Source organism: Mesosutterella porci (assembly GCF_022134585.1).
In the GTDB taxonomy this organism is placed as follows: domain Bacteria; phylum Pseudomonadota; class Gammaproteobacteria; order Burkholderiales; family Burkholderiaceae_F; genus Mesosutterella; species Mesosutterella porci.
The window spans coordinates 175,830-191,737 of the sequence record NZ_JAKNCT010000004.1 but is presented as its reverse complement, the minus strand read 5'-3'; the positions used below and the strand labels follow the sequence as shown (position 1 = coordinate 191,737).

13 protein-coding genes are annotated in these 15,908 nt (G+C 63.7%); 10 read left to right on the top strand and 3 right to left on the bottom strand.

Annotation, left to right across the window (positions count from 1 at the left end; genetic code table 11):
- Window positions 1-311 precede the first annotated feature (311 nt).
- On the bottom strand, window positions 312-2,570 hold the full coding sequence (locus tag MAF45_RS04615) for an inorganic phosphate transporter (protein ID WP_237978381.1): 2,259 nt from the start codon (window positions 2,568-2,570) through the stop codon (window positions 312-314).
- A gap of 425 nt (window positions 2,571-2,995) precedes the next feature.
- On the opposite strand from MAF45_RS04615, the gene MAF45_RS04610 reads away from it, so the two are divergent.
- From MAF45_RS04610 to MAF45_RS04600, 3 genes are all read left to right on the top strand, one after another.
- Entirely contained in the window at window positions 2,996-3,274 is a 279-nt protein-coding gene (locus tag MAF45_RS04610) for a hypothetical protein (protein WP_237978380.1), read from the top strand.
- A complete protein-coding gene (locus tag MAF45_RS04605; protein ID WP_370659309.1) occupies window positions 3,201-3,854 on the top strand; it encodes a hypothetical protein in 654 nt (217 codons plus the stop codon). The genes MAF45_RS04610 and MAF45_RS04605 overlap by 74 nt, the downstream gene beginning before the upstream one ends.
- Window positions 3,855-4,314: 460 nt before the next feature.
- Window positions 4,315-6,066 (top strand): cation:proton antiporter, encoded by a 1,752-nt coding sequence (locus tag MAF45_RS04600; protein WP_237978378.1) that lies wholly within the window; start codon window positions 4,315-4,317, stop codon window positions 6,064-6,066.
- A 191-nt stretch (window positions 6,067-6,257) separates the two neighbouring features.
- On the opposite strand, the gene MAF45_RS04595 is transcribed toward MAF45_RS04600, so the two are convergent.
- Window positions 6,258-8,669, bottom strand: coding sequence for an aconitate hydratase (locus MAF45_RS04595; protein ID WP_237978377.1), 2,412 nt, complete (start codon window positions 8,667-8,669; stop codon window positions 6,258-6,260).
- A 209-nt stretch (window positions 8,670-8,878) separates the two neighbouring features.
- Between MAF45_RS04595 and MAF45_RS04590 the strand changes: the two genes are divergently transcribed.
- Complete coding sequence (locus tag MAF45_RS04590) at window positions 8,879-10,708, top strand: sensor histidine kinase (protein ID WP_237978376.1); 1,830 nt, start codon at window positions 8,879-8,881, stop codon at window positions 10,706-10,708.
- A complete protein-coding gene (locus tag MAF45_RS04585; RefSeq protein WP_237978375.1) occupies window positions 10,705-11,343 on the top strand; it encodes a response regulator transcription factor in 639 nt (212 codons plus the stop codon). The genes MAF45_RS04590 and MAF45_RS04585 overlap by 4 nt, the downstream gene beginning before the upstream one ends.
- Here MAF45_RS04585 and MAF45_RS04580 read toward each other — a convergent pair.
- Window positions 11,278-12,288: a metallophosphoesterase gene (locus MAF45_RS04580; protein WP_237978374.1), complete on the bottom strand. Its 1,011-nt coding sequence runs from the start codon at window positions 12,286-12,288 to the stop codon at window positions 11,278-11,280. The genes MAF45_RS04585 and MAF45_RS04580 overlap by 66 nt on opposite strands.
- Window positions 12,289-12,458: 170 nt before the next feature.
- On the opposite strand from MAF45_RS04580, the gene MAF45_RS04575 reads away from it, so the two are divergent.
- The 5 genes from MAF45_RS04575 to MAF45_RS04555 all read left to right on the top strand — a co-directional run bounded on the left by MAF45_RS04575 (window position 12,459) and on the right by MAF45_RS04555 (window position 15,891).
- Window positions 12,459-13,214, top strand: coding sequence for an ABC transporter permease (locus tag MAF45_RS04575; protein ID WP_237978373.1), 756 nt, complete (start codon window positions 12,459-12,461; stop codon window positions 13,212-13,214).
- Complete coding sequence (locus MAF45_RS04570) at window positions 13,211-13,975, top strand: ABC transporter ATP-binding protein (RefSeq protein WP_237978372.1); 765 nt, start codon at window positions 13,211-13,213, stop codon at window positions 13,973-13,975. The genes MAF45_RS04575 and MAF45_RS04570 overlap by 4 nt, the downstream gene beginning before the upstream one ends.
- Window positions 13,976-13,981: 6 nt before the next feature.
- The gene (locus MAF45_RS04565) at window positions 13,982-14,932 is read left to right on the top strand and encodes an ABC transporter substrate-binding protein (RefSeq protein ID WP_237978371.1); all 951 of its coding nucleotides are present in this window, start codon (window positions 13,982-13,984) and stop codon (window positions 14,930-14,932) included.
- A 97-nt stretch (window positions 14,933-15,029) separates the two neighbouring features.
- Window positions 15,030-15,587 (top strand): hypothetical protein, encoded by a 558-nt coding sequence (locus tag MAF45_RS04560; RefSeq protein WP_237978370.1) that lies wholly within the window; start codon window positions 15,030-15,032, stop codon window positions 15,585-15,587.
- Window positions 15,580-15,891: a hypothetical protein gene (locus MAF45_RS04555; protein WP_237978369.1), complete on the top strand. Its 312-nt coding sequence runs from the start codon at window positions 15,580-15,582 to the stop codon at window positions 15,889-15,891. Before MAF45_RS04560 ends, MAF45_RS04555 begins: the two co-directional genes overlap by 8 nt.
- Window positions 15,892-15,908: the final 17 nt, after the last annotated feature.

Here is a 15,908-nt window from a genome sequence, read left to right as displayed (position 1 = left end):
CATCCGCCGCATTGACACCTCGGAATCCGGACAGCTGGGGACTTCGCCTTGTCTAGCAGGCTCATCCTTCCTCGTATGCCTTATGCGGTTCCTGTTCGTCGGATCGGCGGTTTGCCTCGGGCTTCCTTCAGATTCCGCCTCGCGGCGGACACCCTTGCCTCCGGCTATGTGCTTGGTGCTGTCTCCTGCACTCGGGACTTTCACCCGTTAGAACGCGCTCATGCCGAGCGCACCCCGAGAAAAAAGGACGGCTTCGCATGAAGCCGTCCTTTTCCGGCGGTTCCGGCCCCGCGGGACCGGTTCTTTATTTTTCAGCCCGCGGCCGCTCTTGACGGCCCGGCAGCCCTCTCCGTCTTTTCCCGTCCTGTGAGCCGCGACTCCAGCCCGGTGACAACGGTGTACCGGCCAAGAATTTCACGCAGGAACTGCAGGAAATTCATGTACAGCTCCGCGCCGCGCAGCGACAGCCCGAAATGCTCGCGGTCTCCAAGCACCGTTTCCTGAATCCGGTCGATGCGCTCATTGAGCGCATGCAGCTTCAATTGAAACTCGCTCTTGTCACCGTGCCGCACGGCCTTTTCGAGCGGCTGCTTCAGCGCCACGAGATCATGGGCAACAGCCTGAAGCTCCGTGGCGAGATCTCCGGAAAAAATCCTGTGCCGGTTCGCGACATGATCCCGGGCTAGCGAGACCGTGCGGATCAGCGACGAAGCCGCCTCCTTCATGCCGGTGCAGGACCTGTAATAAAAGTACTTGGAGTCCGCACTGTCATAGCCTTCCGTATCGGCCGGCATGGCATAGTAAAGAGCACGGTCATCGGAAATGCGGTCGCGCTGCTCGGAGGCGAGATTCACCGCTTTTTTCAGCCCGGGCAGATTGTCCGAAAGGAAGGAGTCCACAGTCAGTGCAAAAAGATCCGCAGACCGTCCGAAATTGGCCGGAATCGATTTTTCGAGCTTTGTGCGGATACCGTCCGGGCCGCTGAGCGCCACAACCTCGCGGTCCATTTCCTTTTCCCGAGAACTCTTTACGTTCGTCTTGAAGATGATGAACAGAACGAGCGCCATTAGGACCAGATACGCAGCAAAACCGCCCAGGTTCACGATAGAAACCATCACGGCAGCGGCGATGAAGGCGCTGAAGGCAGTCACGAACCAGCCGGAAATCACCGTGATGACACCCGAAACCCGGTAGACCGCAGTTTCCCGATCCCAGGCCCGGTCGGCAAAGGACGAGCCCATCGCCACCATAAAGGTGACGTAAGTGGTCGACAGAGGCAGCTTGAGCGAGGTCGCCGAAGCAATCAGAATCGCTGAGACAATCAGATTGAGCGAGGCGCGGATGTAATCAAAAGGCAGAGCCTCCTCGCCCTTCTCAAACACTTTCGGCTCAAACCTGCGGTTGATTCCGCGCTGAATACCCGCCGGCACGAACGCGTGGATCAAATCCCCCAGAGCCATGCTCCCGCGAACGACGGCCCGCCCCAGAGGAGTGGCTCCAAATTTTTCTCGAGTTCCGTTCGAACTCGCCGACAGGTTCACGGAAGTTTCGATCACCTTGCGGGCGCTCTTTGACAGAAAGAGCGTAGCCACCATGACAACGCCCGAGAGCAGCAGAAGCAGCCCCGGGGCCGGAATGGCTTCAGCCAGCCCTCCCATCATAAAGCCGGAAGGATCTGCTCCGCCCGCAGCCTCAAAAATATGCGCCGCGTCGAGCGCCGCAATCGGAACGCCTACGAAATTAACAAGGTCATTGCCTGCAAAGGCAAAGGCCAGGGCGAACGTTCCTGCGAGGATGACAAGGCGAAAAACGTTGAGATGGAACAGCATCATGCCGATCTGCAGCAAAATTGAGCAGACCACGAAGATGCCAAGCACGACCATTGATCCGTTGACGCGGAAAAATTCCAATACCTCCGGCGTCATGAAGGACGCGCCTTTTGCTCCCTTCATCACGAGGAAATAAAAAATCATCGCGAGCGAAAAGCCGCCGTATATGCCTCCCAGCTTTCGGAAGATGAGGTCATAACGGAAGGAAAATACGAGGCGCGTCACCCACTGAACGAGAGCTCCGGCTACAAAGGCGACGACGACAGACACCAGAATGGCGGAGATCATCCCGAACGCCTTGCCGCTGTTGAGATAGTCGCCCAGCGCGGAGAGCCCCTCGCCCATGCCGATCAGGCGATTTGCAGCCATGCCGGCTCCGGCTCCCAGCAGCTCAAAGACAATCGAGACAGTGGTCGAGGTCGGCAGTCCCATGCGGTTGAAAGCGTTGAGCAGGATAACGTCGGTCACCATGACGGCGAAGTAGATCGCGATCACGTCCGAGAAGGAGAACATCGCGGGATGGAAGACGCCGCTGCGGGCAATCCCCATCATGCCGCCGGAGAATGTGGCGCCCAGCAGGACGCCCACGCCCGCCACAGTGAGGATCACCTTGAATGGGGCGATCCGGGACCCCACCGCTGAATTCAGAAAGTTGACGGCGTCATTGCTGACGCCCACGAAAAGGTCTATCACGGCCAGCAGTGCCAAAAAGCCGAGAACGACCCAGAAGAAGATGTCCATTTGTCACCAGCTGCAGGATTGTTGAAATAGGGAAGAGGGCCTGAGAGTGTGAAGCCGCTCGTCCACGCTGTAAGTATGGAAAAAACCTGTGTCGGGATTGTTGCTGGAAGATGACAGAAAGATGACGAAAATATGTCAATTTGATGACAAGGGGAAAAAAGCCTTCGAAAGAGCAGCCATCCACTTCCCGGGACTCGCCGCAGCCGGGCGCTCCGGCCCACTGCTCTCCCGCACCCTCCCTTCCGGCCCTGTGAATTTCAGGGAGAACGACGGGAAAAACTACGTCATCTTAATGTTCGGAATGTGAGCCCCTTCAACATTCACTCTGCAGAGAGTCATATGCAAAAGAGAGCCCTTTCCTCCTAAAACACCTGCGGTCCCGAAGCAAAGAAAATTTTCAACTTGCAGCGGTTGTACGTTGTGCGTTGCTCCTCGCAACGGGAGTCGGACTCCTCGCGGGTCCGAGGCAGGCTTTTGCGGACGCGGACAAAGCCTACGCAGCTGGCGACGGCGCGGCGGCGAACAGCTCCAAATCGACCGCCCTCGGCTCCGATTCGAGCGCCACGGGAACTTCGTCGCTGGCAATCGGCGGCGCCACGGCCAATGGCAACTACACCATCGTGATCGGCGATTCCGCCCAGGCTTTGGAAACCGGCAGCCCCCTACGACAGCTCGGCTGCCATCGGCTACAAGGCGTACGCTGACGGCGAGTGCGCCATCGCACTCGGCAGCTCTTCTAAAGCCGCGGGAATGGATTCCATCGGCATCGGTTTTGGCAACCAAGGCCAGGGCGCCACGGGATCAAATTCCATCTCGATCGGCGTCCGGTCAACCGCAAGCGGCGAATACAGCGTCACCCTCGGCCAGGACAGCACGGCCTCAGGCACACTCAGCATTGCGATGGGAGACGCTGCAAATGCAACCGGCAGTTATGTCCACGCCGTGGGCTGCTTGTCAAAGACGAGCGCTAATTCAGCCATCGCCATGGATAATCAGGCGGAAGCCGCCAGCAACAATGCTGTATCGCTGGGCGAGCGGGCGAAAGCTGCCGGAGGAAACAGCACCGCTTTGGGCGCCGAGGAGAATGCTGGCGGATTTAGCAGCATCGCAGCCGGCTATCAGTCGGCTGCATCCGGAAACTACTCCATGGCACTGGGCCAGCAGTCCGTGGCAAGCGGCGCTTCCTCCCAGATGTTCGGCTACAACGCGACCGCAAGCAGCGAGGGAAGCCTCGCAAAACATACCGCTCGGCATGAAAGCGAACTCAATGCCGTCAAGGCATAGCTGAGCGAACTGAGAGCGATAGTTATGAAAAACACCAGTAGAACCTGAGGCTTCCCCAGATACCCGGTCAGCCACTTAGGGCGGAGAAGCGGCGCCGGCAGAAGCAGTGGGAACAATCCCGCTGCTTCTTTTTTTGCTGGAGCCCCTGCCGGCTTTTTAATAGAAAGGCAGTCCTGCTGGCGCGGCCTCTGCCCGCCGCGCCCCGGAAAGAGCCTGGCGGTACTCAGACAGTGCTCTGGAGTTTCTCTCCGGTCCCTTTTCTCTTGGGAAGCAGGGTCTGCGCTCGAAGCGGCTTTGACCGCGCTGTTTCAGGCCGATGCCCGCGCGCTACGCTTCGGTAAAATGGCCTTTAACGGTTTAAAAACTGAAGCTTGAGAAACGATTTCTACCTCTCGCTGTTTGCGGACCTCCTTCATCCTTTTTTCAGTCAGACCCATTATTCCTGAATAAAAACATCGAGATGGAACAGAACTTTACCCTGATCTCCACCCTTGCCGCAGGCTTTGTCTTCGCGCTCGTCTTCGGCGTGATCGCCCAGCGCTTCCGCGTTCCTCCGCTGGTCGGCTACCTGCTTGCCGGCATCATCATCTCACCTGCGACCCCGGGTTACGTCGCCGATGTCGAGCTCGCCCACCAGCTCTCTGAAATCGGCATCATGCTGCTGATGTTCGGCGTCGGGCTGCATTTTTCGCTCAAGGACCTGCTTCGCGTGAAGGCGATCGCGATCCCCGGAGCCGTAGCCCAGATGGCGCTCGCGACGCTGCTGGGCATGGTCGTCTCGCACCTCTGGGGCTGGAGCTGGGGGCAATGCTTCGTCTTCGGGCTGTCTCTGTCGTGCGCCTCCACCGTGGTGCTTCTCAAGGCGTTGGATTCAAAAGGGATCCTGAAGACCATGGACGGCCAGATTGCCGTGGGCTGGCTCGTGGTCGAGGACATTATGACGGTGGTGCTGCTCGTGCTGCTGCCGCCGCTTGCCGCAGTGCTGGGCGGCAGCATCGGGACGAGTACCGCAATGACCGCGGAAGGTTCACAGCCCTTGTGGCTCATCTTTCTCTCGACGCTCGGGCGCGTCGCAGCCTTCATCGCCTTCATGCTGGTTTTCGGCAAGCGAGTGCTGCCGTGGCTGCTCTGGCAGGTCGCAAAGACAGGGTCGCGAGAGCTTTTCACGCTGTGCGTTCTTGCTTCGGCAATCGGCATCGCCTACGGCGCTTCGCTTGTTTTTGACGTCTCCTTCGCCCTCGGCGCCTTCTTCGCCGGCATGGTGATGCAGGAGTCGAAATACGCGCACGCGGCCGCGATCGAGTCGCTGCCGCTGCAGGACGCTTTCTCCGTCATTTTCTTCGTGGGCGTGGGCATGATGTTCGAACCCTCGATCCTCGTCTCCCAGCCTCTGCAGCTGCTGCTCACGCTTGCGATCATCATGCTCGGGAAATCGGCCGGCGCCTTCTTTCTCGTGCTGCTGTTCCGCAGGCCGCTGCACACTGCGCTCACGGTCGCCGCGGCGCTCGCCCAGATCGGCGAGTTCTCCTTCATTCTCGCAGGGCTTGGCGTCTCGCTGGGGCTGCTGCCCCGCGAGGGGATGAGCCTCATCCTCGCCGCGGCCATTCTCTCGATCGCTCTCAACCCTGTCGCCTTTGCGCTCGTGCCGAGCATCAAGGAAGGCATGAAGAAGCGCTGGAGCTTCGCGCTGGCGGCCGACCGACGGGCTGCCCGGGACTTCCGGCAGGAGCATGTAAAGGACGAAGAAAAGCGCAAGGTCATCATCGTGGGAGGCGCCGCGGCCGGGGCGGAGGTCGCCCGGGCGCTCAAGGCCGAAGGCGTCCCTTTCACGATCGTGGAGGACGACCCGGCGCTGATCCGGGAGCTTGAGCGCGAGGGGCTCAGCGTCACTCCGGGCCCGGCCGAGAGCCTCGGTACGCTCGCTCAGGCGGGCGTGCAGGACGCCTCGCTGCTGCTGGTCGCGATGCCAAACAGCATCCGCGCCATCCGGGCAGTCGGGGCCGCGAGGGAGCTCAACCCGGACCTGAAGAGCGCCGTCTTCGCGAAAAACGCGGCCGAGGCCGAGCGGTTCAGGGAAAACATCGGCATCAGCGAGGCCTTCTACGCTGAAAAGGAACTCGCGCGCGCGGCCGCGCGGTTCGCGCTCGAGCAGGCCGGACGCGCGAACCCGGAGGGAGCCGCCGCCCCGGGCGGGAAGCTCGCCCTGAGCTGAGGGCGCCGCGGGCCGCGCCGGACGCATCCCCCGCGGGGCAAGGGCCCCGGGCTCCCATAAAAAAATATCCTCCCCACCGGGGCCGGAGTGACCGTAGCCCCGAGGGGAGGATGCTGATTTTTACTTCTGCCTGGGGAAAAGAGCGGGCGGAACCCGCGCCGCTCTTTCGCACTTTCCCGGAAAAAGGGGAATCAGGCGGCCTTCTTCATCGCGTTCAGGGCCGAGCCCGCGCGGAACCAGGACAGCTGTTTCTCGTTGTAGGAGTGCGCAGCCTGGAAGCGGTCCTCGGTGCCGTCCTCGTGCTTGCAGACCACGGTGACCGTCTTGCCCGGGGCGAGCTCTTTCAGGCCCAGCACGGAGATCCGGTCCTTTTCACGGATCTTGTCGTAGTCCTTCGGGTTTACGAAAGTCAGCGCGAGAATGCCCTGCTTCTTGAGGTTCGATTCATGGATTCGGGCCAGGCTCTTGGCCAGGACCACAGAGACGTTGAGATAGCGCGGCTCCATGGCGGCGTGTTCGCGGGAAGAGCCCTCGCCGTAATTGTCGTCGCCGACAATCACGGAGTGAATGCCCTTGTTCTTATAGAGCCGGGCCGTCTTCGCCGGGGTCTCGTAGTCCTTGTTCACGACGTTCCAGACGCTCTGGCTGCGGCCGTTGAAGGCGTTCACGGCGCGCTCGAGCAGGTTGTCGGAAATGCGGTCGATGTTGCCGCGGTAAGGCAGCCACTTTCCCCCCGGGGAGATGTGGTCGGTCGTGCACTTGCCCTTCGCCTTGATGAGCAGCGGCAGATCCACGAAGTCCTTGCCGTCCCAGGCCGCGAACGGGGTGAGCAGGCGAATGCGCTCGGCGTTCGGGCTCACTTTGATTTCAATCTTCTTGAAATCCGGGATGACGCAGCCCTTCACGTTGGTGGCGAAGCCCTTCTTCGGCAGCTCCTCCCCGGTCGGGGCGGCCAGCTTGAAGCTCGCTCCGTTTGCGCCGGTGACGGTGTTCTTCAGGGGGTTGAAGCCCATATCGCCTTCGATGGCCATCGCGACTACCATTTCAGGGGAGGCGAGGAACGCCTGCGTCTTCTTGTTGCCGTCGTTGCGGCCGGCGAAGTTGCGGTTGAACGACTCGATGATGGTGTTCTTCTGCGAAGGATCGCCGATGTGGCGCTTCCACTGCCCGATGCAGGGGCCGCAGGCGGTGGTCATCACGGTGGCGTTGAGCTTCTCGAAGGTCTGCAGGATGCCGTCGCGCTTGAGGGTCTCGCGGATGCGCACGGAGCCGGGCACGACGATGAGCGGGGTCTTGATCTTCACGCCCTTGTCGAGGCACTGGCGTGCGATCGAAGCCGCGCGGGTGAAGTCCTCGTAGGAGGAATTGGTGCAGGAGCCGACGAGCGCCACCTCGATGTTCTGAGGCAGGCCCTTCGACTTCACCGTCTCGCCCACCTTGTCGATCGGCATCGCGGCGTCGGGAGAGAGCGGCCCGTTGATGTAGGGGGTGAGTTCGGAGAGGTTGATCTCGACCACGCGGTCGAAGAACTTTTCGGGGTGCGCGAGCACCTCGGGATCGGCGTGCAGGTCCTTGGCGACGCCGTCGGCCAGCGAAGCCACGGCCGCGCGGCCGGTCGCCTGGAGATAGGACTTCATGTGGGAATCGTAGGGGAAGACCGAGGAAGTCGAGCCCACTTCAGCGCCCATGTTGCCGATCGTGGCCTTGCCGGTCGCGGAGAGCGTGTCGGCGCCGTCGCCGAAGTACTCGATCACGCAGTTCGTACCGCCTTTGGTGGAGAGGATGCCGGCCAGCTTCAGGATCACGTCCTTAGGCGAAGCCCATCCCTGGAGGTGCCCGGTGAGCTTCACGCCGATCAGTTTCGGCATCTTGAGTTCCCACTCGGTGCCCATCAGGGCATCGACTAGGTCGGCGCCGCCCACGCCGATCGCAAGCATCCCCAGGCCGCAGGCGGTCGGGGTGTGCGAGTCGGTAACGAGCATCATGCCGCCCGGAAAGTCGTAGTTCTCGAGGAAGACCTGATGGCAGATGCCCGAGCCCGCGGGCCAGAAGTCAAAGCCGTAGCGGCGCGAAACGTCGCGCAGGAAGTCGTAGGTCTCCTTGTTGAACTGATCGGCGAAGAGGATGTCCTTGCGGGCGCCGGCGTTCGCGGTGACAAGGTGGTCGCAGACCATCGCGGCGGGCAGCGCGATGCGGTCGCGCCCCGAGGTCATGAACTGCAGGATGGCCATGGGGCCGCCGATGTCGTGGGTCCCGGCGCGGTCAGGCCTGAACTCCGCGTAGGAGGCGCCGCGCTTGTATTCCTGAATGTTCTTCGGATCGTAAAGATGGGTGTAGAGAATCTTCTCGGAGAGCGTGAGGGGGCGGTTGAGCTTCGCGCGGACCGCGGCGAGACTGGACGGATAATTGCGGTAGAACGCCTTGATCATCGCGAAATCGCGGATGTTGGCCGTGGAGGCCTGCGCGGCCTTCTTGCCGGCGGCGGACGACGCCTTGGCCGAAGCGAGGCCCGGCAGCGACATCGCGCTTACACCGGCCGCACCGATCGCTGTATCCTTGAGCAGGGTGCGGCGCGACAACTGGAAATTCTTCTTGCCTTCCATCTGATGTTCTCCTGAAAGCGGGCGGATCGCCTTTTGTCCGGGCTCCTGGCCACGCTCTTTTTCTGTGAAAATCTGGATCATCTCCGGCGCTGTTCGGCCATAGGTCTTCCTATGGGGGCGGCTCCTGATGGCTTACATTGTTCTGCCGATCAACCACTACGTAGTCTGACGGACGTCAAATGCCGTTTGATCTACCACTTTTGAAATAGATGCCTATACGAGCCTTCTGTCTTGCCGCCATCGCCCTGCTGCCGTTCGCAGTCCGGGCCGCTGAAGCCGCCTGGCCGGCGCTGCCCGTGCGGCCCGACGTGACAGTGGGCATCGTCGACTACACGAGCCCCTCGCACAACGAGCTCATCATCCCCGACACGCTTGAGGCGCTTCGAAAGAACCTCGAGCCCGAGCACGTCCTCGTGAAGCGCTACAGCCTCTCGGAGCTCGCCTCCGCGATTCAGAAAAGTGAGGTGGACGTCTTCCTCGCGTCCTCGGGCTTCTGCCGCACGATGGTGCCCTTCGGGGCAAGCGCGCTTGCCACGGTCGCCTCGATCGAGAACCCCGACCCCAACCAGAACGACGGGTCGGCCTTCGTGGTGCGTTCGGACTCCTCGGTTCGCACCCTCATGGATGCCTCGGGAAAGAGGCTCGGCGCCTCCTCTCCCACCGCCTTTCTGGGCTACCTCGTGGGTTTGGGCGAAGTGGCGCGCCAGGGCGGCAACCCGGATCGCTTCTTCTCCGAAACCCGCTTCTACGGCGGAGGCCTCGGTGCAGGCTCCATCCTCGAGGCGCTGCGCCGTGGCGAAGTGGACATCGGCATCTTCAGGCAGTGCTGGCTTGAAGACCACGTGCGGGCGAACCCCGCGGACCGCGGTCTCTTCCGCGTGGTCGACCCGAGGCCGGACTCCGGGAGGTGCCTGCGCTCAAGCAACCTCTACCCCACCTGGACCATCTCGACCGCACCCGGGATCCGGCCCGACACCTCGAAGCTCGTCGCCTCGGCGGTGCTCGACATGCCGCCCACCCGAAGCGGCCTCTACTGGAGCATCGCGACCGATTTCCGGCAGGTCGACGAGCTCTACCGGACGCTGCGGCGCGGTCCCTACGCGTACCTCCGCGAATGGTCCGTAAAGCGGTTCCTCGCTGCCTTCTGGCCCGGGATCGTGATCGCGCTGATGCTCGTTGCGGGGCTGGCCGCCCATGCGCTTCGCACCGAGGTACTCGTGAAGCGGCGCACCGCACAGCTGCAAGAGGCGCTGCGAGTCCAGAAGAACTACCAGGCCCGCGCCCGCGCGGCGAACGAAAAGATCCGCACGATGGAAAAGATCGGGATCGTGGGCGAACTCTGCTCTATTTTCGCGCACGAGATACGTCAGCCCCTCGGGGCGATCGCCCTTTACGCGCAGGGTCTGCGCTCGCTCGTGCGGCGGGGCTCGGCCTCCCCCGAGCAGCTCTCGCTCGCGCTCGACCGTATCGAGACCCAGACCCAGCGGGCGAGCGACATCGTGGAGCGGGTACGCGCCTACGCGAGGTCGCGCAGCTCCCGGCGCGAGTCCTTCCTCCTCAACGACGCGGTGAGCCGCGCACAGGCCAATTTCGAGGCCTCGAGCACCCTGCACCCTAGGATCTCCCGCACGGACACCGGCCGCATCGCCTTCACGGGCGACCCCTTGGAGATGGAACTGGTCGCCTACAACCTCATCAAAAACGCGGCGGAGGCGGTTCGCAGCCAGTCCGACGCAGCTGTCGAGATTCTCCTCAGCCAGAACGCGACCCACGCGCTGCTCTCGGTCTCGGACAACGGGCCGGCGCTTTCCCGCGAAGAGCTCGAGCTACTCGCGGACCCCGGGGCGAGCTTCAGGAGCAGCAAGGCCGAAGGCCTGGGGCTGGGACTCCTCATCGTGAAAGCGATCATCGAAAAAAACGGTGGGCGGCTCTCCTATGAATCCTCCGGGAGCCGGGGCGTCACCGCCTGGGTGTTCCTGCCGCTTGAAAAGGCGGAGCGAGGACTAGGAAATGCCAGTCAGGACAAGGAGCTCACATGACAAACGTCCCTGAAGAACTGAAGAAAGGCAGCCTCATCCGGGCCGTGGATGACGACCCAGCGATCCGCGAGGCGCTCCAGTTCATGCTGGAGGCCGAGGGCTGGAGGATAAGGACTTACGCGGGAGGGCAGGAATTCCTCACCGAAGACGCACCCTCGGTGCCGGGCTGCGCCATCATCGACGTGCGCATGCCCGGAATGTCGGGGCTCGAGCTGCAGCGCGAGATGAACGTGCGCGGCTACCGCCTCCCGGTCATCTTCCTCACGGGCCACGGCGACATTGACATGGCGGTGAGCGCGATGCGCGAAGGCGCGGTCGATTTCGTCCAGAAGCCGGTCGAGCAGGAGCGCATCCTCGAGGCGATCGCGAGGGCCGTTGACCGGGGCCGGCTCGGAGAGGGCGGCAGCCTGCTGCTGGGCGACATCCGCGCGCGGGTCTCGACGCTCACCGACCGTGAGCGCGAGGTGGCGGCCCTGATCGGAGCGGGACTCACCAACCGGCAGGTGGGCGAGAGGATCGGCATCACGGTGCGCACGGCCGAGGGGCACCGCGCCGCGATCATACGCAAGCTAGGCGTGCGCGAGCCGCAGGCGATCGCCCGGTTCCTGAAAAACCTCGAGGAACGGGAAGGCTGAGCGCTGCGCTCCTGCGCCGCTGCCGACCTGGCCGAAGCGCTCGTCCTTAAGCGGCCTGGGCTCGTCCTCGCACCAGCGGTAGGCGGTGAGCGCGCCGCCGCTGCCCGCTCCGTAGTCCACGCAGGCGGCGAATTCAGACACGGGCCGGGGCTCGAGTCCGCAAAGGTTGTAGTGACCGAAGAAGGTGGGCTTTTCGGGCTTGAAGACGCACACGCTCTTTTCAAGCGGCAGGGGCGGTACGCGCTCGGGCGCCTCCATGAAAGCCGCGGCGCGATAGCTCGCGGCCCGGTCGTCCCACCAGCGGATGCGCACGCGCCGCAGGAGCTTGCCGCGGCGGCTTCGGTAGGTGACCCCGGGCGGCAGCGCGAGCATGATGCCTGAAAGCACCCGCTCGAGCGCGTCATGCACCCTCCGGGCCCCGCGCTGCGTCTCGCCCCCGCGCGGGGGATTGAAGCGCCGGAACAGCGCTTCGCTCATGCGGCAGCCGCCCAGGGCCTGAGAGACCGTGCGCATCGCCTCCGGATCCCAGCAGGCGTGCACGGCCCGCAGGGGCCCAAGGTCGAGCCAGAGCGGCAGCGACATCATCCAGTCCAGAACCTCCTCGAAGTCCGGAGCGTTCTGGATGCGCCGCAGAAACGAGACGTGGCGCTCGCCGCGGTGGAAATTCTCGAGCCCCAGCCAGTCGCAGAGGTCGTTGTACTCGTGATTGCCCATGAGGGCGAGGGCCGAACCCGAGCGCGTCATCGCCATCACGGTGCGCACCGTGGTGAGCTCGAAGTCGCCCCGATCGATCATGTCGCCCAGAAAGAGCGGTCTGCGGCCCGAAGGATGGCGCCAGACGTAGGGAGAGGACCGCTCGTAGCCCATCGAGTCGAAAAGCCGCTCGAGCAGCTCAAAGTGTCCGTGCACGTCCCCGATGATGTCCCAGCCCGGGCCCAGCGTCATTGTCTTATTTCCCCCTGCCTTTTCAAGGCTTACCGACTGCGGCCGAATTTTAGCAACATTCCGTGATGCTCTGATGACAGCCTGGGCGGACCGCGGGCCCTGCGATTAGAATAGGAAGCCGCCTTGTCGTATATAATCAATTATCATTCTCATTTAATTCAAGCCGAACCATGCCGCGCAGGCTTCTCTATCTCGTGCTTCCGGCGCTGCTTTTCGCCCTCTGGGAGGGGGCTTCGCACAGCGGCCGCATCCCCGCGATCCTGCTACCCACGCCCGAATCGGTCTTCGCGGCCTTCTGCGCGCTCGCCTCTGACGGGACGCTTGCCGCGCACATCGCCTCCTCGGCCCGGCGCGCCTTCACCGGATTCGTACTTTCGGCGCTGCTCGGCGTCGGGCTCGGGGTCTTCCTCGCGGGCCACGAGAACGCGCGCCACGCGGGCAGCCTCCTGCTCGAGGCACTGCGGGTGACCCCGCCGCTCTCGCTTGTGCCGCTGCTCATCCTGTGGCTCGGGATCGACGAGGCCCCGAAGATTGCGATTGTTTTCCTCGCAAGCTTCTTTCCCGTCTATATGAACGCGCTCTCCGCTGTGCGGAGCGTGGATCCAGGACTTAAGGAAGTGGCGCAGCTGCTGCATTTCTCACCCTTCGAGCGCTTCCGCTGCCTCACGCTGCCCGCGTCGCTGCCGGGAATCCTCACGGGCCTGCGGCTCGGCTTCGGCTACAGCTGGAGGGCTCTGGTGGGCGCGGAGCTCATCGCCTCGTCCTCGGGGCTGGGCTTTCTCATCAGCGAATCAGCGGAGCTCTCGAAGACTGATGCGGTCTTCGTGGGCATCATTACGATCGCGGTCCTCGGCGTGGCGGCCGACGCAGCGCTTCAGGCGCTTCTGAGCCTCGCTTCGGCCAGAATCAGGAGCGGCGGACGATGAAGGCGGCCCTCATCTGCGAAAGCCTGTGCAAAACCTTCGAGACCCCGCGGGGCGCCGTGCGGCCGCTTCAGAACCTCTCGCTCCGGGCCGAGCCCGGGGAAATCGCTGCCGTGGTGGGCGAAAGCGGCTGCGGAAAGACCACGCTTCTGCGGATCATCGCCGGACTCGAGAGGGCCGAGACCGGCCGGGTGCGGTTCGAGGGGGCGTCGGGCGAGCCCGCCTCGCCCCGGATCGGGGTCGTCTTCCAGGAGCACCGGCTCTTTCCCTGGATGACGGTGCGGGAGAACATCGAGCTCGCGGTGCGCCGGCTGCCGGCCCCGGAGCGGCGCCGCCGGTGCGGCGAAATCCTGGAGCTTGTGCGGCTTTCCGGATTTGAAGAGGCCTATCCCAGAGAGCTCTCCGGAGGGATGGCGCAGCGCGTGGGGCTCGCCCGGGCCTTGGTCGGCTCGCCCGATGTGCTTCTCATGGACGAGCCCTTCGGGGCGCTTGACGCGCTCACGCGCCACAGCCTCTATCGGGAGTTCGTCCGGGTGCACGCCGAGCGGCCCGCGACGACGCTGCTCATCACCCACGACGTCACCGAGGCGGTGCTGCTCGCGCGGCACGTCCACGAAATCGGCGGGGGGAGGCTGCTGCGGACCTTCGACGTCCCCTTCCCCTACCCGAGGACCCTGTCCACGCCGGGACTGGGCGGACTGAGCGACCGGATCCTCGCAACTTTTCTTCAACCAAGCCTCAGCGGCATTCAACCCAAGGAGTGAATTTTTATGAACCTCAAGCACTGGGCCGCGGCCTTTGCCGCCGCGGCAATCTTCACCGCCTCCGGCGCCGCGCTCGCCGCTATGCCCAAGGAACTCAACATCGTCTATGTGAAGGCTCCCTTCAATCTTCAGAACATGGTGATGAAGCAGCAGGGGCTGCTCGAGAAGGCCTTCGCGAAGGACGGAGTCAAAGTGAACTGGAAGACCATCACCTCCGGCTCCCAGCAGAGCCAGGCGATGGCAGCCGGCGCCGTGGACATCTCGGCCGTCATGAACACCGCCTCCCTTCTCATGGCCAACGGCGCGGGCAACCCGGTACTTATCGCCAGCGGCGTCGCGCACCCGTCGGAGAATTTCGCGATCGTCGCGAAAAAGGGCGGTCCGGACTCGATCCGCGCACTCAAGGGCAAAAAGGTAGTGGGGCCCCGCGGCACGGTGCTGCACCAGACGCTCGTGGCCGCGCTCGTTAAAAACGGCATGAAGGCCTCCGACGTCGAATTCATCTCGATGAGCATCCCCGCCGCGCTCTCGGCGGTCTCAAGCGGCCGGGCGGACGCGGCTCTGCTTGCGGCCTCCGCCATTGTGAAGGCCGAGGAGTCGGGCTGCCGGGTGATCACCCGCGCCACGGGCCTGGTGAACGTGAATCTGGTGATGACGGTGAGGAAGGGCTTTGCCGACCAGAGCCCGGAGGCCGTCGAGAAGGTCGTGCAGGTGCAGCGGGAAACCCTGAAGTGGATCCGCACGCACTGGAAGGAGGCGGTTGAAATCGGCGCGAAGGAGCACGGCATCAGCTTTGCCCAGGCCGAGGCCCTCGCGAAGCGCTCGAATTACTACGACAACCTCACGGAAAAGGATCTGAAGGGGCTCGAAGAGGACCAGAAGTTCCTCGTCGACAACGGCATGATGGCCAGAAAGGTGAACGTGCGCTCGCTCGTGCTGCCGTCGGCGCTACATTAAGATAAGCCGCAGGGGCGGGGCCGGGAAGAGCCGCCCTCCTTCTACCCCCGGCTCCGCCGGAAACGCTTCCTTTTTCCCCGCGAGGAGAACCGCCGCCATGGAGCTCACGGCACCAGCCACCCTTCGGATCCGAGACCACGGGATCGAGCTCGCCATCCCCTTTGAAGCCTGCCGCCTCTACCACGGCGAGGACAGCATCGGGGGGCTCGCCTTCGGGTACCGGCGCGTGTGCTTTGCACTCTCGAAGCTCTCGCCCGGGCGGACCGCGGACCGCAGGGATTTCCGCTTCAAAACCGCCTTCCCCGGCCCGGGCGTGATCGACGCGCTCGAGATGACGACCCGCGCGGTCTCGCGGGGCGCGCTCGAGGTGATCCCGCCGGAGAGCGCCCCCCGCTGCGCCCCGGAGGCCGTCTACGGGCGGCTTTACTTTGAGGCTTCGCTCGGGGGCCCGGGGCTTTGCCTCTGCGCGCGAGAGGGAATCATGAGCGAAGACTTCATCCGCACGGGCCGCTCCGTGAAGGCCGGAGGCCGCGATCCGGCGCTTCTTGCACACTGGACGGAGTTGAAGCGAGCTCTCGCGCGGGCCGCGATGGCCGCGCGCGACGAGGAGCTCTTTGCCATCGTTCCCGAGGGCGGGGAGACGCGCAATGCCTGAGAGCGTCATCACGCGCTGCAGCCAGAAAGGCGTCCGGGTTCTGGTCTACGGGCGCAGCAAAAGCCGCCCCGGCGAACCCGAGCGGCTCCTCTTTGAAGTGAAGGGCGCGCTTGAGAGCTGGAGCCCGGAGCGGGTGACCGTGACGGACTTTTCGGGGCTCGAGGCCGACTACGGCCCTGACGGGCGAGAGGACGACGACACCGATCTGATCGAACGGCTGCGCGCGGGAGACTCGAAGGCGATCTGGAGCGTCTTTTTCCTCGCGGCGGTGCTTCTTGTGGCCTGGGCGACGGGCAGCCTTTAGGCGGCAGCCCGGCCCCT

Excerpts from the sequence above, each read along its gene's own strand:
- MAF45_RS04580 (WP_237978374.1), bottom strand. The coding sequence starts at position 12,288 with ATGACGCTGGGCCCGGGCTGGGACATCATCGGGGACGTGCACGGACAC.
- MAF45_RS04570 (WP_237978372.1), top strand. The coding sequence starts at position 13,211 with ATGAAGGCGGCCCTCATCTGCGAAAGCCTGTGCAAAACCTTCGAGACC.
- MAF45_RS04615 (WP_237978381.1), bottom strand. The coding sequence starts at position 2,570 with ATGGACATCTTCTTCTGGGTCGTTCTCGGCTTTTTGGCACTGCTGGCC.
- MAF45_RS04575 (WP_237978373.1), top strand. The coding sequence starts at position 12,459 with ATGCCGCGCAGGCTTCTCTATCTCGTGCTTCCGGCGCTGCTTTTCGCC.
- MAF45_RS04595 (WP_237978377.1), bottom strand. The coding sequence starts at position 8,669 with ATGGAAGGCAAGAAGAATTTCCAGTTGTCGCGCCGCACCCTGCTCAAG.
- MAF45_RS04565 (WP_237978371.1), top strand. The coding sequence starts at position 13,982 with ATGAACCTCAAGCACTGGGCCGCGGCCTTTGCCGCCGCGGCAATCTTC.
- MAF45_RS04585 (WP_237978375.1), top strand. The coding sequence starts at position 10,705 with ATGACAAACGTCCCTGAAGAACTGAAGAAAGGCAGCCTCATCCGGGCC.
- MAF45_RS04560 (WP_237978370.1), top strand. The coding sequence starts at position 15,030 with ATGGAGCTCACGGCACCAGCCACCCTTCGGATCCGAGACCACGGGATC.
- MAF45_RS04590 (WP_237978376.1), top strand. The coding sequence starts at position 8,879 with ATGCCTATACGAGCCTTCTGTCTTGCCGCCATCGCCCTGCTGCCGTTC.
- MAF45_RS04555 (WP_237978369.1), top strand. The coding sequence starts at position 15,580 with ATGCCTGAGAGCGTCATCACGCGCTGCAGCCAGAAAGGCGTCCGGGTT.
- MAF45_RS04600 (WP_237978378.1), top strand. The coding sequence starts at position 4,315 with ATGGAACAGAACTTTACCCTGATCTCCACCCTTGCCGCAGGCTTTGTC.